Below are 20,500 nucleotides of genomic sequence, written 5' to 3'. Positions count from 1 at the left end.
TATATTTAATTAATTTGTATTGTAATATCCTTTCATAATACCTCTGTGAGAGTCTTTGATAAACTGTATAATTTCATCTCTCTCAGAAGTAGCTTCCATTTCGGCTTCGATAATCTCAATAGCTTGAGAATTGTTATAATTCTTTTGAAATAGAATTCTGTAAATATCTTGTATTTCTCTAATCTTTTCAGTTGTAAATCCTCTTCTTCTTAATCCAATAGAATTAATACCCACATAAGATAAAGGCTCTCTTGCTGCTTTTACAAATGGAGGAACATCTTTTCTAACTAATGAACCACCAGTTACGAATGCATGATTTCCTACTGATGCAAATTGATGAACAGCTACCATACCAGCCAAAACAACGTTATCTCCGATTGTTACGTGACCTGCTAATGTTGAATTATTTGAAAAAATACAATTCTTACCAACGATACAATCATGTGCTATATGACAATAAGCCATTATCAAACAATTATCACCGATAACAGTTCTATGCCTATCTGAAGTACCACGATTAATCGTTACACATTCTCTAATAGTAACATTATTACCAATTTCAACAGTTGTTTCCTCATCATTAAATTTTAAATCTTGAGGAATTGCAGAAACAACAGCACCTGGGAAAATTCTACAATTTTCACCAATTCTGGCACCTTCCATGATGGTTACATTAGAACCAATCCAAGTTCCAGAACCTATTTCTACGTTAGCATGAATTGTGGTAAATGGCTCAATTACTACATTTCTAGCAATTTTTGCTTGTGGGTGTACATACGCTAGAGGTTGATTCATATTATTTTACTTTACTTATTTGGGCCATTAATTCAGCTTCTGCAACAAGTCTACCGTTTGCATAAGCATAGGCCTGCATATGAGCAATACCTCTTCGAATTGGCGTTATTAATTCACTTTTAAATATTAACGTATCTCCAGGTAAAACTTTTTGTTTGAATTTTACCTTATCTATTTTCATAAAATACGTTAAGTAATTTTCTGGATCTGGCACCGATTTTAATACTAAAACCCCACCCGCTTGAGCCATTGCTTCAATTTGCAAAACACCAGGCATAACAGGAGCTCCAGGGAAATGTCCAACGAAAAAGTCTTCATTCATCGTTACATTTTTCATACCAACAACGTGCTTGTCAGAAAGTTCTATAATCCTATCTATTAACAAGAAAGGAGGACGGTGAGGTAATACATCCATAATTTGATGTATATCCATTAATGGTGGCTGATTTAAATCATAAGAAGGAACATTATTACGTTTCTCCATCTTTATGATTTTTGCTAATTTTTTAGCAAATGTTGTGTTTACTAAATGTCCTGGTTTATTAGCAATAACCTTTCCTCTAATTCTAGTTCCTACTAATGCTAAATCACCTACAACATCTAACAACTTATGTCTTGCAGCTTCGTTTGCCCAATGCAATTCTAGGTTATCTAAAATTCCATTCGGTTTAATCTTAATATTATCTTTATTGAATGCCTTTTTTAGTTTCTCTGTTGTTCCTTCAGACAATTCTTTATCAACATATACAATGGCATTGTTTAAATCACCACCTTTAATTAAGTTATGTTCTAACAACATTTCGATTTCGTGAAGGAAACTAAATGTTCTAGCAGAAGAAATTTCTTCTTTAAAATCTGAAATCCTTTCTAAAGTAGCATTTTGAGTACCTAATACTTTTGTACCAAAATCTACCATAGCAGTTACTTGGTATTTATCGGAAGGCATTAAGATGATTTCACTACCAGTAGTTTCATCCTTATAAGAAATGATATCCTTAACTATATATTCCTCAATTTCAGCATCTTGTTCCTCTATTCCTGCTTTTTCTAAAGCTTCAATAAAGAATTTAGAAGATCCATCCATAATTGGAGGCTCAGAAGCATTGATTTCAATTAGTAAATTATCAATATCAAGTCCAACAGCGGCAGCTAAAACATGTTCTGAAGTGTTAATTTGCACTCCATTTTTCTCCATATTTGTGCCTCGTTGTGTATCTGTTACATACTCTGCTTTAGCCTCAATAATTGGTTGTCCTTCCAAATCTACTCTTTTAAAAGCAAAACCATGATTCGGAGGAGCAGGTTTAAATGTCATTACAACTTCGTTACCAGTATGTAAGCCTACACCTGATAATGTAATTTCATTTTTAATGGTATTTTGTTTCTTACTCATTTCGGTTTTTAAGAGAATTAAATTCTTTCTCTATTTTATTTAGTGTTGTTATTGTTTTCGGTAAATTTTTAAAATGAACGTAGGATTTATTAAAATCTGAATAACCAATTGCAGGAGATCCTTGCACTACTTCACCATCTTTTAAATTTCTTCCAATACCAGACTGTGCCTGAATTTTAACGTTATTACCAATTGAAATATGACCTACAATTCCAACTTGTCCACCAATCATACAGTTTTCACCAACTTTTGTTGAACCTGCTATTCCGGTTTGAGAAGCTATTACAGTATTCTTACCTATTTCAACATTGTGAGCTATTTGAATTTGGTTATCTAACTTTACTCCTCTTCTGATAACTGTAGACCCTAATGTTGCTCTATCAATAGTTGAGTTAGAACCAATGTCTACGTTATCCTCTATAATAACATTACCTGTTTGAGGTACTGCCTTATATTCTCCATTTTCATCTGGCGCAAATCCAAATCCATCTGAGCCGATAATGCTTCCTGAATGAATTTTACAATTATTACCAATAACTGTTTCAGAATAAATTTTAACTCCTGCAAATATTATACAATTATCTCCAATAGTGACATTATCTCCTATGTAAGAATTAGGATAAATTTTCACATTACTACCTATACTAACATTTTCACCTATGTATGAAAACGCACCAATGTATTCATTCTCTCCAATACAAGCAGACTTAGAAATAAAATTAGGTTCTTCTCTACCCGTTTTATTATTCTTAACTTGATTGTAATACTCTAATAATGTTGAAAAAGATTTATAAGCGTCTTCTACTTTTATTAAAGTAGTTTCCAAATCTTTTTCTGGAATAAAGCTATTATTTACAATGGTTACAGAAGCTTTTGTAGTGTATATGTACGAATTGTATTTAGGGTTTGCTAAAAATGTTAAAGAACCTTTTTCACCCTCTTCTATCTTAGATAATTTAGATACTTCCTCGTCATGATTACCTACTACTTCTCCTTGTAAAATCTCGGCTATCTGTTTTGCTGTGAATTTCATTACCTGCAAAAGTAATTATTTTTTTTGTTTAAGGTTAATTTCGACTAGATCTCAACTAAAATTTCTTCGGATAACAACAATAGTATTTTACTACTGGTTTAGATAAACTCTTTAAGTTTAGATGGTCAGAAGCCTTTACGATATCTTTAATCTTCCCTTTTTTTGTAAGTATTTTTATTGGCTTTTCAGCGTTGTATGCATGATTAGAAGCCGTATCTAAAAAAATAAAATAATCAATATGTTCCTCAGGAATATTTAACGAGTTAATTAAATAACTTTTCAGTTTGTCTATTTTCTTTTCGGAAAAAGGCTCATCTTGAATTTCAATCCCGAATAACTTTCTTTGAATAATCATTTTGGATAGATTAGAAAGCACAAAATCAGGATGCGAGCACCATTGCTTAATGGAAGTAAACACGTCATAATCATCTAACCTTGAAAAAACTTCTAGTGCTGTATCATCAAAACTTTCACGCGTTACCGTATTGTAAAGAAAATATTTTAATGAGTCTGTTGTAAATAAATCTTCTCCGTTTTTTGCTAGTTCTTTCGCTCGTTGTAATACTTTAACTAGCAATGTTTCGGCTGACAAAGATGTTTTATGTAAATATACTTGCCAATACATTAAACGTCTTGCTATCAAAAACTTTTCTACAGAATAGATTCCTTTTTGTTCTATAACTAATTCATCATCTTTAACATTCATCATAGTTATTAATCGATCTGATGAAATATTTCCTTCGGTAACTCCAGTATAAAAACTATCTCTTTTTAAATAATCTAGCCTATCAACATCTAATTGACTCGAAATTAATTGACTGAAAAATTTTCTTTCATACTTTCCTTCAAAAATATCTATTGCTAAACTTAACTGTCCATTAAACTCTTCGTTTAGTTTTTTCATGAATAATAACGAAATCTCCTCATGAGTAATTCCATTTACTATACTGTATTCTAGCGCATGTGAAAAAGCTCCATGACCGATATCGTGTAATAAAATAGCAATACTTAATGCGGTTGCTTCATCTTCTGAAATAGCCACATTCTTGGTTCTTAAAATATGAACAGCTTTTTGCATTAAGTGCATACACCCGATTGCATGATGAAACCGTGTATGATTTGCTCCTGGATATACTAAATTAGTAAGCCCCATTTGAGTTACTCTTCGCAATCTTTGAAAGTAACGATGCTCTATAATATCAAAAATAAGAGAATTTGGTATCGAAATTAATCCATAAATAGGATCATTAAGTATTTTAAGTTTATTCGTTTTAGAAGTAGTCAATATGTATTGTTTATTATCTATTTACTTAACAAAAGTAACCAATTATTAAAGCTTTTTTAAATTATTAGGTTTATTTTAAAATAAAACATTGAGTAAAAACTAACTTTAGTAAAATCTTTAGAAATGAAAAGTAATTTTTTTGTTCTTTTACACTAAACGAATTTTTTGTTCGTTGATTTTTTGTAAAATACACTTATGAGAAAAATAGACATCCTTTGGGTTGATGATGAAATCGATTTACTTAAACCACATATACTCTTTTTAGAACAAAAAAATTACACTATACAAACATGTACTAATGGTGCAGACGCTGTTGATTTAGTTAAAGAAGAAAGCTTCGACATTGTTTTTTTAGATGAAAATATGCCAGGTATATCAGGGTTGGAAACACTTAATCAAATTAAGCAGCAACGACCTAACCTTCCTATAGTAATGATTACAAAAAGCGAAGAAGAATTTATAATGGAAGAAGCTATTGGTTCTAAAATTGCTGACTATTTAATAAAGCCTGTTAACCCAAATCAGATTCTTTTAAGTCTTAAAAAAAACTTAGACCACTCGCGCCTTATTTCTGAGAAAACAACTCATAATTACCAACAAGAATTCAGAAAAATAGCAATGGATTTATCGATGGTAAACACCTATGAAGAATGGGTTGATTTATATAAAAGGCTTGTTCACTGGGAACTAGAACTTGAAGACATAAACGATTCTGGGATGTTAGAAATTCTGGAAAGTCAAAAGTCCGAAGCCAACACTCATTTCTTTAAATTCATTAAAAACAATTATCAAGATTGGCTCACAAGCGATGACAAACCTACCATGTCTCATACTCTTTTTAAGGATTATGTTGTTCCTAATTTGGATAAAAACAATGGGACTCTATGGGTAATAATTGATAACTTACGATATGATCAGTTTAGAGTTCTAGAACCTTATATTAATGAACATTACAAATTAGAAGCAGAACACTCTTATTTTAGTATACTTCCAACAGCTACACAGTACGCTAGAAATGCTATTTTTTCTGGTTTAATGCCTTCTGAAATGGAAAAAAGACACCCAAACTATTGGAAGAATGATATTGATGAAGGTGGTAAAAACTTGTTTGAAGCAGAATTTTTAGCTGAGCAAATTAAACGACTTAACCTAAATCTTAAACACGAATACTACAAGATTACATCTTTAAAGAATGGAAAAGATTTAGAAGAAAACTACAACAGTACAAAACAAAACGATTTAACAGTAGTAGTTTATAACTTTGTTGATATGCTTTCTCACGCCAAAACTGAAATGGAAGTTATTAAAGAGTTGGTTGGAGATGATAAAGCATACAGATCATTAACGGTTAGTTGGTTTAAAAATTCACCTTTATTATCTATTATTCAAAAAGCTAAAGAATTAGGACAAAAATTAATCATTACTACAGATCACGGAACTATTAATTGTAACAATCCTACTAAAGTAATTGGAGATAAAAATATTAGCGCCAACTTACGATATAAAACAGGTCGAAGTTTGTCGTATGAAGAAAAAGATGTTTATGCCGTAAAAAATCCAAAAGATATTTTCTTACCTAGTATAACCATCAACAGTCCTTTTATTTTCGCTAAAGAAGACTTGTTTTTTGCCTATCCAAATAACTACAATCATTTTGTTAAATATTACAAAAATACTTACCAACATGGAGGTATTTCTTTAGAAGAAATTATCATACCTTGCGCTATTTATAATACTAAATAGTTTTGTTTTATGAATAAGGATTATTCTTTAAGTCAAATTAGAGAAATTGCTGAGGAAGTAATAAAAACTTCAAAGCATAAAATACTATTATTTAATGGTGAGATGGGGGTTGGAAAAACTACCTTAATAAAAGAAATTTGTGCTTCATTAGGAGTTCAAGACACTATTAGCTCTCCTACATTTTCATTAGTTAACGAATATATAACTTCTACTGGAGAAACTATTTATCACTTCGATTTCTACAGAATAAAAGATGAAGAAGAAGCTTTGGATATGGGAGTGGAAGATTATTTAGATAGTAATAATTGGTGTTTGATTGAATGGCCAGAAAATATTAAAAATTTAGTACCTTTAAATTCTGTTAATATTCATATTAAATTAACAGCCAACAACCTTAGAAATATTCAACTCAAATAAAATAAATGGGCTTATCTCCTTTTACCAAAGAACAATTACTTCCACAACCTGAAATGCTTGAAATTAAAAAGCAAAAAGGTGAATTATTTATAGGATTACCAAAAGAAACCTATTTTGAAGAAAAGAGAATAAGTCTAACACCAGATGCCGTAGCTGCCTTAGTAGCTCATGGCCACAGAGTTGTTGTGGAAACTTCTGCAGGAGAGGGCGCTCATTATTCAGATAGAGAATATTCTGAAGCCGGTGCAAAAATTTCATATGATGTAAAAGAAGTATATGGTTGTAACTTAATTGTAAAAGTAGAACCACCTTCATTAGATGAAATAAAACTAATGAATCCTCAAGCTTTTTTAATTTCTGCATTACAATTAAAAACACAAGACAAGCAATATTTCAAAGCTCTTGCTAAAAAAAGAATTACGGCTATTGCTTACGATTATATAAAAGATGAAGATGGGGTGTTTCCTATCTTAAAATCATTAAGTGAAATTGCAGGAGCGGCAGCTATGCATATTGCAGCGGAACATATGACCACAGTTGGTGGTGGTAACGGATTACTTTTAGGTAATATTAGTGGTGTACCTCCTACTGATGTAGTTATTTTAGGTGCTGGAACTGTAGGGAAATGTGCAGCAAAAGCAGCTATTGGTTTAGGAGCAAGAATCAAAGTTTTTGATAATTCAGTATCCAAATTACGTCATTTACAAGAAACAATTCCAGGTCAGATTTATACTTCTACATTACAGCCAAAATCTTTATTAAAAGCATTAATGCGTTGTGATGTTGCTATTGGTGCTATTCGTGGAATTGACAGATCGCCTATTGTAGTTACAGAAGTTATGATTGAAAAAATGAAGGCAGGAGCGGTTATTGTTGATGTTTGTATTGATCGTGGAGGTTGTTTTGAAACTTCTGAGGTTACCACACATAGTAAACCTACATTTTTAAAACACGATATTATTCATTATTGCGTTCCTAACATACCTTCTAGATATTCAAGAACTGCATCTGTATCTATAAGTAATATTTTAACTCCTTATTTACTAAATATCGCTGAAGAAGGAGGCTTTGAAAACGCTGCTCGTTTTGATAAAAGCTTACGTAATGGTATGTATTTTTATCATGGAGTTTTAACTAACAGGACTGTTGCTGATTGGTTTGACTTACCTTACAGAGATATTAACTTACTAATTTTATAATTATCTACTTTTTTAAGTATTTTTGAAGCAAAATTTAAACAATGCAATTACTTAAGAGAATAGGTTTTTATATGGTTGGTGTAGCATTAGGAACTTTAGCAGTTGCTTTTTTCTGGAAGAATAAAAAAGTTACTTTTGACTATGGAATGGATGCTCGTACTTTAAAAAGCATTCGTATTAAAAAACGTTTGTTCTCAGAAGAGGCTCAAAACACTATGCAACTTCACAAGATAGATACTGCTCAAATTTCTTATATCCTTAAAAAAGGAGATGTTTCGTTTGGAAAAAGCAAGCCACGTAAGCGACCTTGTGCCGAGTATTATGTAACTAGCGAAAAGTTAGATTTATATGTAATTCGTTGCGACAGTACAGCTACTATTGATAAAGTATTTGTTAAGTAGTTTATTATCTGTATTTATCGTGAAGTCCTATACCATTTTTAATCATAGGTATAATTTTTTGCAATCTACTTTCTTTTGTAGTTTCTCTTTTAGCTTCTGAGATATAATCAGTAAACTCACGCTTTTTAGTAAGCGTAAGTTCATTAAACTTTAAATATAAATCTTGATCTTTTTCAAAAGCATTTGCTAAATAAGATGGAATTTCTAATGGTTTTTTATTTCTAACAGGCTTAATTTCATTCCCGATCTCAACATTTTTCATTGCTTCTAATACATATTCCAATACTGTTGATTTATCTATCTCTTCAATTGAATTAAACCGCCATTGACGCATTGCTTTTGTTTTTCCTTCTTGAGCATTTAAAAGTAACTGCTTTTCATCCTTCAGAAAAACTCCTTGATGAAACCATAAACCAACATAATTTTTAAAAGCAGACATTCCAAGAATATTCTTCCCTTTATATAAATATGCTGGCATTCCCCATTTAATAGCCTCTTCTAGATTTAGTTCTAACAAAAAAGAACGCAAAAGTTGTAACTCTTGCGTCCATTTTTCTTGATTCACTATATATTCTGTGACTTTACTATTCATTAATACTATTAATTAGCTACATCACTAGTAAACTTAATTCTCATTAAACGTAATTCTTCATCATCATAATCTCCATCAAATTCATCTAACGCCTCCTGAATCTTATCTGTTTCTGCTTCCATAAAATACTCATAGATTTCCTCTTGCTGATCTTCATCTAATAAATCTTCAATTGCATAATCTATATTTAACTTTGTTCCTGAAAATACGATTGCTTCCATTTCTTTAATAAGCTCATTCATCTGTAATCCTTTTGAGCTAGCAATATCTTCCAATGGTAACTTTCTGTCTGTGTTCTGAATTATATACAGTTTCAATCCTGAATTAACTCCAGTGCTTTTAACTATTAAATCATCCGGTCTAATAATATCATTATCTTCTACATATTGTTCGATAACTTTTACAAAATCCTTACCGTATTTCTTTGCTTTTCCTTCTCCAACACCGTGAACTTTTGATAATTCATCTAGTGTTATTGGATATTTTAAAGCCATATCATTAATGGATGGATCTTGAAATACAGCGAACGGAGGTACGCCTAATTTTTTTCCAACTTGTTTTCTTAAGTCTTTAAGAATACTCACTAATTTTTGATCTGTACCTTCATTACTTGACTTTGCATTTGTAATGATAGATGCATCATCATCAGAACTATACTGATGATCTTCAGTCATCATAAATGATTGAGGTTCCTTCAAAAAAGCTTCTCCAACTTTTGTTATTTTGATAACCCCGTATTGTTCAATTTCTTTTCTAATTAAATCTGCTACCAAAATTTGACGGATTAATGCCATCCAGTAACTAGAAGTTTTACTTTTTCCAATTCCAAAGAACGGTTGTTCTGTTGTTTTGTGTGATTTTAAAAGCGCATTTTCTTTACCAATAAGTGTATTTACAATTTCTTTTGCTTTATACATCTCATTAGTTTCTGTAACTATTTTTAAAATAATTGCTACCTCCTCTTTAGCTTCGTGCTTTTTCTTTGGATTTCGCATATTATCGTCCATGTCTGCTCCTTCTCCATTTACTTCATCAAATTCTTCTCCGAAATAATGTAAAATATACTTTCTTCGATTCATAGAAGTTTCAGCATAACCAACTACCTCCTGTAATAATGCATGACCAACTTCTTGTTCGGCTACAGGCTTGTTAGCCATAAACTTTTCAAGCTTCTCAATATCTTTATATGCATAAAAGGTTAAACAGTGTCCTTCTCCTCCATCTCGTCCTGCTCTACCAGTTTCTTGATAGTAACTTTCTAAACTTTTTGGAATATCATGATGAATTACATAACGAACATCTGGTTTATCAATTCCCATTCCGAAAGCAATTGTAGCAACTACCACATCACAATCTTCCATCAGGAACATATCTTGATGTTTTGCTCTTGTTTTAGCATCGAAACCAGCATGATATGGTAACGCATTGATTCCATTAACCTGCAAAACTTGCGCTATCTCTTCAACCTTCTTTCTGCTTAGGCAATAAATAATACCCGATTGCCCTTCTCTTTGCTTGATAAAACGAATGATATCTTTTTCTACCTCCTTGGTCTTAGGACGTACTTCATAAAATAAATTCGGTCTGTTAAATGATGCTTTAAAAACGTTGGCATCAGTCATACCCAGCGTTTTTAAAATATCTTCCTGAACTTTTTCTGTAGCAGTAGCCGTTAAACCTATTACAGGAACATTATCAATTTGCTTGATAATATTTCGTAAGTTTCTATATTCAGGTCTAAAATCATGTCCCCATTCAGAAATACAATGCGCTTCATCAATAGCAACAAAAGAAATATTCTGTTGCTTTAAAAAATCAACATATTCTTCTTTTATTAGTGATTCAGGAGCTACGTACAAAAGCTTTGTAACTCCACTAGAAATATCACTCATCACCTGATTAATCTCTGACTTATTTAATGAAGAGTTTAAAACATGCGCTATTCCATGAGTTTCAGAGATACCTCTAATAGCATCAACTTGGTTCTTCATTAAAGCAATTAATGGAGAAACCACAATTGCTGTTCCTTCTTTCATTAGTGCAGGTAATTGGTAACATAGAGACTTACCTCCCCCAGTTGGCATTATAACGAATGTATTTTGATCGTCTAATATACTCTTTACCACATCCTCTTGCAGTCCTTTGAATTGATTAAAACCAAAGAACTTTTTTAAAGCATCGTATAAATTCATTTTCATATTGTTCCCAGAAAGTCAAAATTAAAAATTCAATCTAACACACAAAAATATTTACATTAAAGTTACGTATAAGTTTCTTAAAAAATGAAAGTTTTAGTAGCTAAATTATTCCTATTTTTACATCTTCAAATTAAACCTTGTTTACTTGAAAAATTCAGACTTAATAATAGCCAGAGCAAAAGAAACCATTATTCTTCAAAGTAATAGTATAGCTAATTTAACTAATTTTTTGGACAATTCGTTTGCTGAAGCAGTTAACTTCATATTAAATTCTAACGGAAGAGTTATTGTAACCGGAATAGGTAAAAGCGCAAATATTGCAACTAAAATTGTTGCTACCTTAAATTCTACTGGAACTCCTGCTGTTTTTATGCATGCAGCGGATGCAATTCATGGTGATTTAGGTAACATCCAAGAAAATGATGTAGTTATTTGCATTTCTAAAAGTGGAAATACACCTGAAATTAAAGTACTTGTCCCACTTATTAGAAATTCTAAAAATAAAATTATAGCCATTACAGGTAATCCAGAATCTTTCTTAGGAAAAAATGCAGATTTTGTTTTAAATTCTTACGTAGAAAGAGAAGCTGACCCAAACAATTTAGCACCAACAAATAGTACGACAGCACAATTGGTTTTAGGTGATGCTTTAGCGGTTTGTTTATTGGATTTACGCGGATTTACTAATAACGATTTTGCGAAATACCATCCAGGAGGAGCATTAGGAAAACGTTTATACTTAAGGGTTTCTGACTTGATTAAAAACAATCAGTTACCAAAAGTGTTAGCTACAGATAAAATTACGGAGGTTATTGTTGAAATTTCTGAAAAAAGATTGGGTGTTACAGCTGTAACTGATGATAATAATAAAATATTGGGTATTATAACTGATGGAGATATCAGGAGAATGCTAAGCAAAACTATAGCTATTGAAAGTTTAACTGCTGCTGATATTATGAGTTCTAATCCAAAAACTATTCATGTAGACGCTATGGCTATCGACGCTTTAGAAAGATTAGAAGCAAGTAATATCACCCAAATATTAGTTACTGATGATACAGATAACTATGTTGGTGTAGTTCATTTACATGATTTAATAAAAGAAGGAATTTTTTAGATATGGCAGAAAAGGAAATGTCTTTCTTAGAACATCTTGAAGAGTTAAGGTGGCATGTAATACGAAGTTTTTCTGCGATTTTTATCGTTGCAATTTTCATGTTTGTATACATAAAAACAGTTTTTGATCAAGTATTATTAGCACATTTAAAACCTGACTTTGCTACTTACAAATTCTTTTGTAAAGTTTTTTCTGGAATGGGAATTGATAGTAGTTTTTGTAATATTCAATTCAAACAAACATTACAAGCTTTAAATCCAACACAGCAATTAATGACTGCAATATGGTCATCTTTAATTTTAGGGTTTATAGTAGCTTTTCCTTACGTTTTATGGGAAGTATGGCGATTTATTTCACCTGGTTTGTTAGAAAGTGAACGAAAAAAATCAAGAGGTTTTATATTTTGGACTTCTTTTTTATTTTTCCTAGGAATTTTATTCAGTTACTACGTAATAATACCAATGTCGGTATATTTCTTTTATAATTTTTCTATTGGTGATGCCGTGGTTAACAACTTTAAGTTAGATGCCTACATAGGTTTAGTTACTAATACTTTAATAGGAGTTGCTGTTTTTTTTGAATTGCCTATAGTAATTTTCTTTTTATCTAAAATAGGCTTAATAACACCTGATTTCTTAAGGAAGTATAGAAAACATGCTTTGGTAGTAGTTTTGGTTTTAGCAGCAATAATTACACCTCCAGACATTGCTAGCCAAATTATTGTAGCGGTCCCTATTATGATATTATATGAAATAAGTATTTATATATCCAAATTTGTCATTAAAAAAGAACAACAAAAAAATGTCGAAAAAAGTCCAAGAGTTCAATGATTATCGTTCTAAAATGAACGAAAAAATATTAGCTTCAGATAATAAAGTTATTAAGCGAATTTTTAACTTAGATACAAATGCTTATGCTGAAGGTCATTTATCTGTAAAAACCAAAGAACTATTAGGTTTAGTAGCTTCAGCTGTATTACGCTGTGATGATTGTATTGCGTATCATCTAGAAACAGCCTATAAAAATGGCGTTACCAAAGAAGAAATGATGGAAACAATGTCTATTGCTACTCTAGTAGGTGGAACTATTGTAATTCCTCATTTAAGAAGAGCTGTTGAATTTTGGGAAGCATTAGAAGAAGAAGTTTAATATCTTTTTAAGAAGCTGATTCGTAAATTTTAAGCACTTTTAGCAAAAAAATAAAGCATACATCCAACAATCATGAAATTAAGAGCCGACAATATCCAAAAAATATATGGTAGCCGTAAAGTAGTAAAAGGAATTTCTCTTGAAGTAGAACAAGGTGAAATTATTGGACTTTTAGGACCAAACGGTGCTGGTAAAACTACTTCTTTTTACATGATTGTTGGTATGGTAAAACCAAATTTTGGTAAAATCTATTTAGAAAATGATGAAATTACTGAAGATGCGATGTATAGAAGAGCTCAAAAAGGAATTGGATATTTAGCGCAAGAAGCTTCTGTTTTTAGAAAACTCTCTGTTGAAGATAATATTTTATCGGTTTTAGAATTTACAAATCGTACAAAGGAAGAAAGAAAACAACGACTAGAAGAATTAATTGAAGAGTTTAGTTTAGGGCATGTTCGAAAAAACCGTGGAGATTTACTTTCTGGAGGAGAACGTAGAAGAACAGAAATTGCACGATGTTTAGCTTCTGATCCTAAATTTATCTTATTAGATGAACCTTTTGCAGGTGTTGATCCAATTGCTGTTGAAGATATTCAAAGCATTGTAGCACACTTAAAAAACAAAAACATTGGTATTCTTATTACTGATCACAACGTACAAGAAACTCTAGCTATTACAGACAGAACATACTTAATGTATAACGGTAGCATTCTTAAAGAAGGAACTCCAGAAGAGTTGGCTGCAGACGAAACGGTTCGTAAAGTTTATTTAGGAAAAGACTTCGAATTAAAGAAAAAGAAATTCAATTAATTACTGACTTCTTTTTTCATATTTTTCAGTACAGACATTACTACATACAATGTAATTATCAAAGGTATTGCTACAAACTTTAATGTAGCTAGAAGTACTATTGATAAAAGTAAAAATGTATATTTCACACTATTATCTTTAAATGAATAATTCTTAAACTTTAAAGAAAACAATTTCACTTCAGAAACCATTAATAAACTCAATAAGATAGTCACAACAATTAAAACATACTTATTGTGAATAATATTTTGAATAGTTGGGTTTGTAGTGTATTCTGATATTAATGGTAATGACAGCACAAATAAATTCATAGCTGGTGTTGGTAAACCAATAAAGCTATCCGATTGTCTTTCGTCTATATTAAACTTTGCCAGTCGATATCCTGCAAAAAGAGTCAATAACAACCCTACAGATTCATACGAAAACCAATTGTCAATATTTAACCCCATATCAAGAGCAGCATCCCAAGAAGAAATTCCTAATTCACCATAAAGAGAGCTATTTACCATATACTGAACCATAACAATTCCAGGTACTACTCCACTGGTAACCATATCTGCTAAACTATCTAATTGTTTACCAAATTCTCCTTGAACTTGTAACAATCTAGCAACAAAACCGTCAAAGAAATCAAAGGCTATTCCAATTCCAACTAAAATTGCTGTGGTATAAAAATCACCTCTTACTGCGTAAATTGCTGCTATGGTACCACATAGTAAATTACCTAAAGTGATTATATTTGGAATGTGCTTTTTAATATTCATGTTTTTTATAGATTTTCGACTAAAATATGAAATAGATTTTTTTAAACAATTAATTCAACCAATAAGATTTAAAATGCCAATACTCAAAAGTCAACTAACCACTAAGTTTCCTTTTAGAAATCCGCACGTTAACACACTTTATAAGTTTTTTACAAATAAAGAAAAACCTACATACCAAAGAAAAAGAATAACGACTTGGGATAATGATTTTATTGATTTAGACTTTTTAACTTCTGATTCATTCTCTGCTGTCTTATTAATCCATGGACTTGAAGGTAGTTCTGAATCTAGTTACATATGTTCTACTGCAAACTATTTAAGAGACCAAGGTTATGATGTAATCGCTATGAATTTAAGAAGTTGTAGTGGTGAAGATAATAATATTTTAAAAACATATCATGCAGGTAAAACAGACGATGTAAATTTTATTGTTAATTACTTGATTGATAATTATAATTATACTGATATTGTTTTATGCGGTTTTAGTTTAGGTGGAAATTTAATTCTCAAATATTTAGGTGAATATAACCAAACAGTACCATCAAACATAAAAGGAGGAATTGCAGTTTCTGTTCCTATCGATTTAACAAGCGCACAAGCTGAATTAAGTAAGTTAAAGAATAAGATTTACATGAAGGAATTCCTTAGAACTTTAAAATCTAAAGTTATTTTGAAGTCTCAAAAATTCCCTGATTATAATCCTGATAAAAAATTAATTGCAAAAGCCTCAACTTTTAGAGATTTTGAAGAAATATATACTGCTCCTGTTTTTGGTTTTGACGGACCAGAGGATTATTGGGCTAAAGCAAGTAGTAAACCTTATTTATCTAGCATTAATCACAAAACATTGTTGATTAATGCTAAAGACGATTCTTTCTTATCTATAGATTGTTATCCGTATGAAATTGCTGAAAGCTCAGAAAACTTTTATTTAATGACACCTAAATATGGTGGACATGTTGGATTTGTTTCTACTTTTAATGATGAAGTATTTTGGATTGAAAATCAAATTGTAAGCTTTATCCAGAATCAATTAAATACCTATTCATAATACAATAAGTAGTTAAATTATCAGTTATTTCACAAGGAATTAAGATATTTGCTTTTTTATAAATTGAGATCTTGAAAATCAAATTACTATATTTTTTATTACTAACAACTACCCTTTCCTTTAGTCAGTTTAGAAATTATTCCAATGAATTTTTAAATATTGGTGTAGATGCAGCTGCTTTGGGAATGAGTAAAGCTGTAGTTGCTACTTCTAATGATGTAAATTCAACCTATTGGAATCCTGCTGGATTAGTTGGTTTAGAAGATTATCAAGGTTCTTTAATGCATGCTTCTTATTTCTCTGGAATTGCCACTTATAATTTTGCAGGTTTTGCAATGCCTATCAATAAAGAAAGCTCTGTGGGACTTTCCTTAATAAGATTTGGAGTTGATGATATTTTAAATACCACAGAATTAATCGATAGTCAAGGAAATATTGATTTTAATCGTATTAATTTATTCTCCGCAGCAGATTATGCTATTACTGTTAGTTATGCACGTAAAATGCCTCTAGATGGCTTTAGTATTGGTGGTAATGCTAAAATTATTAGAAGGATTATTGGTGATTTCGCAACTTCTTGGGGTTTTGGTTTTGATGTAGGAATTCAATTTCAAAGAAACAATTGGATGTTTGGTATTATGGCTAGGGATATTACAACTACCTTTAATACTTGGGCTATTAATGAAGAAGAATTTGAAAAAATTAGAAATGCAATACCAGGACAGAATCAAGAGTTGCCTGAAACTACTGAAATAACTAAACCAAAATTACAAATTGGAATGGCAAGGAATTTTTCAATTGGGAGAGATTTCCATTTACTTACTGAAGTAGATTTAAATATGCGATTTGCAGAAACCAATGATATTATATCAACCTCTATTGTAAGTATTGATCCTGCTTTTGGTTTTCAACTAGATTATGATAACCTAGTTTACTTGAGAGTCGGTGCTGGTAATTTTCAAAATATAAAAGAATTTGACAATAGTGAATCTTTATCTGTACAACCAAATTTTGGATTAGGATTTAAATATAGAGGAATTCAAATTGATTATGCTTTAACCAATATTGGTAGTGTTGGAAATGCATTGTTTTCAAATATCTTTTCTATCAAATTAGATTATAGCTTTTACCGTTAATTTATGTTGAAAAAAGTCTTTATACTACTGGTATTTATTACTCAATTTAGTTTTTCTCAAAACGTACAACTTTCTGCTTTTTCAGAAATAAGCATCATAACTTCTGGTCCAGGTGATAATTTATACGAAAAATTTGGTCATACAGCTATACGAGTTAAAGATCCTGTTTTAAATATCGATTTACTTTATAATTATGGAATCTTTGATTTTAACGATCCTAACTTCTATACAAACTTCGTAAGAGGTTTTATGAAATATAAATTAGCAAGATATCCTTTTCATTACGCATTACAATCAGCTCAAGAAGATAAAAGATGGGTAAAACAACAAGTATTAAATCTAACGCAACAAGAAAGAACTAGTTTCTTTTATTTCTTACAAAAAAATGCTTTACCAGAAAATGCTAGCTATTTTTACGATCCTTTTTTTGACAATTGTGCGACAAGACCTAGAGATATTGTAAAAAACATCTTAAAAGAAAAATTAATTTTAAATGAAGAATTCGTAACATCTCCTAAATCGATTCGAACTTTGATGAATGAAAAAATTCATCCAAATTCTTGGGGTAGTTTTGGAATTAATATTGCACTTGGAAGCAAGCTAGATAAAATTGCATCTGCTGATGAATATTTGTACTTACCAGAGTACCTTATGGAAGCTTACGATATTTCAAAGATTAACACATCAAAAGGGGAAGAGAATTTAGTAAAAAAAACAACTGTTTTACTAGATTTTAAAACTAAAAAAGCTATTCCAGACTTTCCTAGCCCTTTTTTAGTTTTTACAGTTTTATTACTAGCAGTGCTTTTTATTACTTATCAAGATTTTAAACGTAAAAAACGAACTAAAGCTCTTGATTTTTTATTGTTTTTCTCTACAGGATTAATTGGAATGTTGATTGTTTTCCTGTGGTTTTTCACAAACCACTCTACAGCTCCAAATAATTTTAATTTATTATGGGGGTTTGCTCCTAACCTATTTGTTTCCTTTTATTTATTAAAGAAAGAGCTCCCGAAATGGTTAGCAAAATACCTGTTAATAATCTTACTTTTCTTGATAATAATTCCGATTACTCACATAGTAGGAATTCAAAAGTTTACCTGTCCTATTATTCCGGTACTTTTCCTATTATTTTGTAGATATTTATTTCTCTATAAAATATCAACTAAAATTAAATAAAACTTTGAATAGCTAGCACATAGCTATTTAATCCAAACCCGCTGATTACGCCTTTTGCATTACCCGCAATATAACTCACGTGTCTAAAATCTTCTCTTGAATGTACATTAGATATATGCACTTCCACAACGGGAGTAGAAATTCCTTTAACAGCATCTCCAATACCCACCGAAGTATGCGTATACGCGGCGGCATTTAAAATAATACCATCATAACTAAACCCAACCTCATGTAACTTATTTATGATTTCACCTTCAATATTAGATTGAAAATAGTCAAGTTGTATGGTAGAAAACTTTTGTTTTAATTCACCAAAGTATTCTTCAAATGTTGTAGAACCATAAATTTCTGGTTCTCTTTTACCTAATAAATTAAGATTTGGCCCGTTAATTATAATTAGCTTCATAGCTTAAAATCTTATAAACTGTAATAACTACTTCCACCAAAAACATTAAACACTATACCCACACCTATATAACCATAGGTTGGAGCTCTTTTTTTAATTCCAGAATAAAAAAGATTTACATTAAAATTTTGATTTATATTATATCCTACCATTGGTTTCATAAAAATACCTCCATTATCTCCTTCTGGTGAAATTCCTATAGCATAACCAGCATCTAAAGCCACATAAAAATCATCTCCATCACTATGAAATTTAATAGAACCACCGACAGGCATATAAATAAAAGCATCGGGTTTAATTCCATTGGCTTCTTGAGTAGCGAAATAGATAAAATTAACAGATGGACCTAATTTAACTCCCTCAAATACGTTAAATAAATAGTTAGCATCCAACCCAAAAGCCGCTTTGGATACTCCTTCAATATTACCAATTGTTACTCCTCCATTAACGCCAATATTAAACTCATTTTCTTGAGCTAATAATACATTATTAACTACTAATGTGAAAAAACAAATTGCAAATACTTTTCTCATAATATCTATTTTAAAATGCTAATATAAATTATATAAAACAAAAAACCTTTGAATATATATTCAAAGGTTAATTATAAATTTAATACAGTTATCAACTTTTAGATAACTCTATTAAAATTTTTATTTACTACCAAGCATATCCTAAAGAAACACCTAATCTTGGTAAAAATCCATCAATACTAACAGAAGAGCCTCCTTTAGCAGATGCAGATACATACTGAGCTCCAAAGTTTAAGTCTAAAGCAAAACCTGAATCTCCACCTCCAAATACCCATTGGTATCCAGCTAAAGCACCACCTGAAAATGCAGAGAAACCTACATCATCTCCTCCATTGTTTTCAGCAGAAGCAGAAGCATAACTTACAAATGGAGCAGCATACCAACCTCTTGGAGCATCTTTATCAGAAGAAAAATAGAATTTAAATTTACCTTCAGCACCAATAGCACTAGCGCTAATTTTTTCTGAACCAGAAGTTACATCTGCTCCAGCATAAGATAATCCGATTTCAAAAGAACTTTTATCAGATACAGCTCTTTCATAAGATAAATCTGCAACTCCAAATGCTAACCCTAATGGATTTGCTTTAATTACATTTTTTTGAGCGTTAGCAGCAAATCCTATAGCTACAACAGCTATTGTTAAAAGAAATTTTTTCATAATTTTTAATTTTATTCTAATTTAAATATTACTTTTTTAAGTAAAAAAAAAAAAGAACAGTTTATAATACTGTTCTTTTAATATATTTAGATATCTGCTTAGAAATATAAAGCAAATCCAATTAAACCTTGGAATGTTCCTGGCACACCATCTTCTATAGCAACGTTGTATCTTACTGTTGGCTTAACGCTTACATTTTCAGCTAAGAAGTAAGCATAACCAGCTTGTAATCCAATCCAGTTTACACTAGCACCATCAGATGAAGATCCTGTAAAATCAACTCCTACTGGAAACTGACCATCAATGTAATACTCAGCTCCAATTTTATAGTTGAAAAGGCTAGTACCATTTAAATCAACATAACCTAAACCTGCCTTAACAGCTAAATCATCCATAAAAAAGTATCCACCATCTAAACCAAGAGAAAAACTAGTTACTCCATCAGTAGATGAAAATGAAAAAGCAGTACTACCTGTACTTAAAGAACCAGTATTTGCTTCAATTACAAATTTACCTTTTGAAGTTTGTCCTGAATCATCTTGTGCATTAGCAGCAAATCCAAAAGCTACCATAGCAATTGTTAAAAGAAATTTTTTCATAATTTTTAATTTTATAATTATAAGTTTGCTCAGCAAATGTAA

22 protein-coding genes are annotated in these 20,500 nt (G+C 30.8%); 11 read left to right on the top strand and 11 right to left on the bottom strand.

Annotation, left to right across the window (positions count from 1 at the left end; translation table 11 throughout):
* Window positions 1-9: 9 nt before the first annotated feature.
* The 4 genes from lpxA to EV195_RS06770 are packed head-to-tail and all read right to left on the bottom strand — an operon-like array spanning window position 10 to window position 4,506.
* Entirely contained in the window at window positions 10-795 is a 786-nt protein-coding gene (gene lpxA, locus EV195_RS06785) for an acyl-ACP--UDP-N-acetylglucosamine O-acyltransferase (RefSeq protein ID WP_132794179.1), read from the bottom strand.
* 1 nt (window position 796) lies between these two features.
* The gene (locus tag EV195_RS06780) at window positions 797-2,188 is read right to left on the bottom strand and encodes a bifunctional UDP-3-O-[3-hydroxymyristoyl] N-acetylglucosamine deacetylase/3-hydroxyacyl-ACP dehydratase (RefSeq protein WP_132794178.1); all 1,392 of its coding nucleotides are present in this window, start codon (window positions 2,186-2,188) and stop codon (window positions 797-799) included.
* The gene (lpxD, locus tag EV195_RS06775) at window positions 2,181-3,221 is read right to left on the bottom strand and encodes a UDP-3-O-(3-hydroxymyristoyl)glucosamine N-acyltransferase (RefSeq protein WP_132794177.1); all 1,041 of its coding nucleotides are present in this window, start codon (window positions 3,219-3,221) and stop codon (window positions 2,181-2,183) included. Before lpxD ends, EV195_RS06780 begins: the two co-directional genes overlap by 8 nt.
* A 55-nt stretch (window positions 3,222-3,276) precedes the next feature.
* Window positions 3,277-4,506: an HD domain-containing protein gene (locus EV195_RS06770; RefSeq protein WP_243693082.1), complete on the bottom strand. Its 1,230-nt coding sequence runs from the start codon at window positions 4,504-4,506 to the stop codon at window positions 3,277-3,279.
* Between the two features lie 195 nt (window positions 4,507-4,701).
* Here EV195_RS06770 and porX point away from each other — a divergent pair, with 195 nt between their 5' ends.
* From porX to EV195_RS06750, 4 genes are read left to right on the top strand one after another with little or no spacing between them, the layout of a single operon-like run.
* The gene (gene porX, locus EV195_RS06765) at window positions 4,702-6,249 is read left to right on the top strand and encodes a T9SS response regulator signal transducer PorX (RefSeq protein ID WP_132794175.1); all 1,548 of its coding nucleotides are present in this window, start codon (window positions 4,702-4,704) and stop codon (window positions 6,247-6,249) included.
* A gap of 9 nt (window positions 6,250-6,258) precedes the next feature.
* Window positions 6,259-6,666 carry a tRNA (adenosine(37)-N6)-threonylcarbamoyltransferase complex ATPase subunit type 1 TsaE gene (tsaE, locus tag EV195_RS06760; protein WP_132794174.1) on the top strand — a complete coding sequence of 136 codons (408 nt, stop codon included), beginning with the start codon at window positions 6,259-6,261 and terminating at the stop codon, window positions 6,664-6,666.
* A gap of 5 nt (window positions 6,667-6,671) precedes the next feature.
* Window positions 6,672-7,865, top strand: coding sequence for an alanine dehydrogenase (locus EV195_RS06755; RefSeq protein ID WP_132794173.1), 1,194 nt, complete (start codon window positions 6,672-6,674; stop codon window positions 7,863-7,865).
* Window positions 7,866-7,906: 41 nt separating this feature from the next.
* Entirely contained in the window at window positions 7,907-8,266 is a 360-nt protein-coding gene (locus EV195_RS06750; RefSeq protein ID WP_132794172.1) for a DUF4258 domain-containing protein, read from the top strand.
* Window positions 8,267-8,270: 4 nt separating this feature from the next.
* On the opposite strand, the gene EV195_RS06745 is transcribed toward EV195_RS06750, so the two are convergent.
* Complete coding sequence (locus tag EV195_RS06745; protein WP_132794171.1) at window positions 8,271-8,858, bottom strand: YdeI/OmpD-associated family protein; 588 nt, start codon at window positions 8,856-8,858, stop codon at window positions 8,271-8,273.
* A gap of 8 nt (window positions 8,859-8,866) precedes the next feature.
* A complete protein-coding gene (gene recQ, locus EV195_RS06740) occupies window positions 8,867-11,050 on the bottom strand; it encodes a DNA helicase RecQ (RefSeq protein ID WP_132794170.1) in 2,184 nt (727 codons plus the stop codon).
* Window positions 11,051-11,201: 151 nt separating this feature from the next.
* Here recQ and EV195_RS06735 point away from each other — a divergent pair, with 151 nt between their 5' ends.
* The 4 genes from EV195_RS06735 to lptB all read left to right on the top strand — a co-directional run bounded on the left by EV195_RS06735 (window position 11,202) and on the right by lptB (window position 14,132).
* Window positions 11,202-12,173 carry a KpsF/GutQ family sugar-phosphate isomerase gene (locus tag EV195_RS06735; protein WP_132794169.1) on the top strand — a complete coding sequence of 324 codons (972 nt, stop codon included), beginning with the start codon at window positions 11,202-11,204 and terminating at the stop codon, window positions 12,171-12,173.
* Between the two features lie 2 nt (window positions 12,174-12,175).
* Window positions 12,176-13,003: a twin-arginine translocase subunit TatC gene (gene tatC / locus EV195_RS06730; RefSeq protein ID WP_132794168.1), complete on the top strand. Its 828-nt coding sequence runs from the start codon at window positions 12,176-12,178 to the stop codon at window positions 13,001-13,003.
* Window positions 12,975-13,322 (top strand): carboxymuconolactone decarboxylase family protein, encoded by a 348-nt coding sequence (locus tag EV195_RS06725; protein WP_132794167.1) that lies wholly within the window; start codon window positions 12,975-12,977, stop codon window positions 13,320-13,322. The genes tatC and EV195_RS06725 overlap by 29 nt, the downstream gene beginning before the upstream one ends.
* Window positions 13,323-13,394: 72 nt before the next feature.
* Window positions 13,395-14,132, top strand: a complete 738-nt coding sequence (gene lptB / locus EV195_RS06720) for an LPS export ABC transporter ATP-binding protein (RefSeq protein WP_132794166.1) — start codon at window positions 13,395-13,397, stop codon at window positions 14,130-14,132.
* On the opposite strand, the gene EV195_RS06715 is transcribed toward lptB, so the two are convergent.
* Window positions 14,129-14,896, bottom strand: a complete 768-nt coding sequence (locus tag EV195_RS06715) for a CDP-alcohol phosphatidyltransferase family protein (protein ID WP_207899775.1) — start codon at window positions 14,894-14,896, stop codon at window positions 14,129-14,131. The genes lptB and EV195_RS06715 overlap by 4 nt on opposite strands.
* A 73-nt stretch (window positions 14,897-14,969) precedes the next feature.
* Between EV195_RS06715 and EV195_RS06710 the strand changes: the two genes are divergently transcribed.
* The 3 genes from EV195_RS06710 (at window position 14,970) to EV195_RS06700 (ending at window position 18,262) form a co-directional block, all read left to right on the top strand.
* A complete protein-coding gene (locus tag EV195_RS06710; protein ID WP_132794165.1) occupies window positions 14,970-15,947 on the top strand; it encodes a YheT family hydrolase in 978 nt (325 codons plus the stop codon).
* 71 nt (window positions 15,948-16,018) lie between these two features.
* On the top strand, window positions 16,019-17,083 hold the full coding sequence (locus EV195_RS06705; RefSeq protein ID WP_132794164.1) for a putative type IX sorting system protein PorV2: 1,065 nt from the start codon (window positions 16,019-16,021) through the stop codon (window positions 17,081-17,083).
* Between the two features lie 3 nt (window positions 17,084-17,086).
* A complete protein-coding gene (locus tag EV195_RS06700; protein WP_132794163.1) occupies window positions 17,087-18,262 on the top strand; it encodes an Lnb N-terminal periplasmic domain-containing protein in 1,176 nt (391 codons plus the stop codon).
* Here EV195_RS06700 and aroQ read toward each other — a convergent pair.
* The 4 genes from aroQ to EV195_RS06680 form a co-directional block, all read right to left on the bottom strand.
* Window positions 18,255-18,668, bottom strand: a complete 414-nt coding sequence (aroQ, locus tag EV195_RS06695; protein WP_132794162.1) for a type II 3-dehydroquinate dehydratase — start codon at window positions 18,666-18,668, stop codon at window positions 18,255-18,257. The two genes, EV195_RS06700 and aroQ, sit on opposite strands and share 8 nt — an antisense overlap.
* A gap of 11 nt (window positions 18,669-18,679) precedes the next feature.
* The gene (locus EV195_RS06690; RefSeq protein WP_132794161.1) at window positions 18,680-19,201 is read right to left on the bottom strand and encodes a hypothetical protein; all 522 of its coding nucleotides are present in this window, start codon (window positions 19,199-19,201) and stop codon (window positions 18,680-18,682) included.
* 127 nt (window positions 19,202-19,328) lie between these two features.
* The gene (locus EV195_RS06685) at window positions 19,329-19,859 is read right to left on the bottom strand and encodes a DUF3575 domain-containing protein (protein WP_132794160.1); all 531 of its coding nucleotides are present in this window, start codon (window positions 19,857-19,859) and stop codon (window positions 19,329-19,331) included.
* A 98-nt stretch (window positions 19,860-19,957) separates the two neighbouring features.
* On the bottom strand, window positions 19,958-20,458 hold the full coding sequence (locus tag EV195_RS06680; RefSeq protein WP_132794159.1) for a hypothetical protein: 501 nt from the start codon (window positions 20,456-20,458) through the stop codon (window positions 19,958-19,960).
* Between the last annotated feature and the right edge of the window lie 42 nt (window positions 20,459-20,500).

This window comes from Tenacibaculum skagerrakense (assembly GCF_004345825.1).
Lineage (GTDB): Bacteria > Bacteroidota > Bacteroidia > Flavobacteriales > Flavobacteriaceae > Polaribacter > Polaribacter skagerrakensis.
This window is presented reverse-complemented; position numbering and strand designations above follow the sequence as displayed.

Excerpts from the sequence above, each read along its gene's own strand:
- aroQ (WP_132794162.1), bottom strand. The coding sequence starts at position 18,668 with ATGAAGCTAATTATAATTAACGGGCCAAATCTTAATTTATTAGGTAAA.
- recQ (WP_132794170.1), bottom strand. The coding sequence starts at position 11,050 with ATGAATTTATACGATGCTTTAAAAAAGTTCTTTGGTTTTAATCAATTC.
- EV195_RS06680 (WP_132794159.1), bottom strand. The coding sequence starts at position 20,458 with ATGAAAAAATTTCTTTTAACAATTGCTATGGTAGCTTTTGGATTTGCT.
- EV195_RS06755 (WP_132794173.1), top strand. The coding sequence starts at position 6,672 with ATGGGCTTATCTCCTTTTACCAAAGAACAATTACTTCCACAACCTGAA.
- EV195_RS06700 (WP_132794163.1), top strand. The coding sequence starts at position 17,087 with ATGTTGAAAAAAGTCTTTATACTACTGGTATTTATTACTCAATTTAGT.
- tsaE (WP_132794174.1), top strand. The coding sequence starts at position 6,259 with ATGAATAAGGATTATTCTTTAAGTCAAATTAGAGAAATTGCTGAGGAA.
- EV195_RS06750 (WP_132794172.1), top strand. The coding sequence starts at position 7,907 with ATGCAATTACTTAAGAGAATAGGTTTTTATATGGTTGGTGTAGCATTA.
- lpxD (WP_132794177.1), bottom strand. The coding sequence starts at position 3,221 with ATGAAATTCACAGCAAAACAGATAGCCGAGATTTTACAAGGAGAAGTA.
- tatC (WP_132794168.1), top strand. The coding sequence starts at position 12,176 with ATGGCAGAAAAGGAAATGTCTTTCTTAGAACATCTTGAAGAGTTAAGG.
- lpxA (WP_132794179.1), bottom strand. The coding sequence starts at position 795 with ATGAATCAACCTCTAGCGTATGTACACCCACAAGCAAAAATTGCTAGA.
- EV195_RS06715 (WP_207899775.1), bottom strand. The coding sequence starts at position 14,896 with ATGAATATTAAAAAGCACATTCCAAATATAATCACTTTAGGTAATTTA.
- EV195_RS06710 (WP_132794165.1), top strand. The coding sequence starts at position 14,970 with ATGCCAATACTCAAAAGTCAACTAACCACTAAGTTTCCTTTTAGAAAT.
- EV195_RS06690 (WP_132794161.1), bottom strand. The coding sequence starts at position 19,201 with ATGAGAAAAGTATTTGCAATTTGTTTTTTCACATTAGTAGTTAATAAT.
- EV195_RS06685 (WP_132794160.1), bottom strand. The coding sequence starts at position 19,859 with ATGAAAAAATTTCTTTTAACAATAGCTGTTGTAGCTATAGGATTTGCT.
- lptB (WP_132794166.1), top strand. The coding sequence starts at position 13,395 with ATGAAATTAAGAGCCGACAATATCCAAAAAATATATGGTAGCCGTAAA.
- EV195_RS06745 (WP_132794171.1), bottom strand. The coding sequence starts at position 8,858 with ATGAATAGTAAAGTCACAGAATATATAGTGAATCAAGAAAAATGGACG.
- EV195_RS06780 (WP_132794178.1), bottom strand. The coding sequence starts at position 2,188 with ATGAGTAAGAAACAAAATACCATTAAAAATGAAATTACATTATCAGGT.
- EV195_RS06725 (WP_132794167.1), top strand. The coding sequence starts at position 12,975 with ATGTCGAAAAAAGTCCAAGAGTTCAATGATTATCGTTCTAAAATGAAC.
- porX (WP_132794175.1), top strand. The coding sequence starts at position 4,702 with ATGAGAAAAATAGACATCCTTTGGGTTGATGATGAAATCGATTTACTT.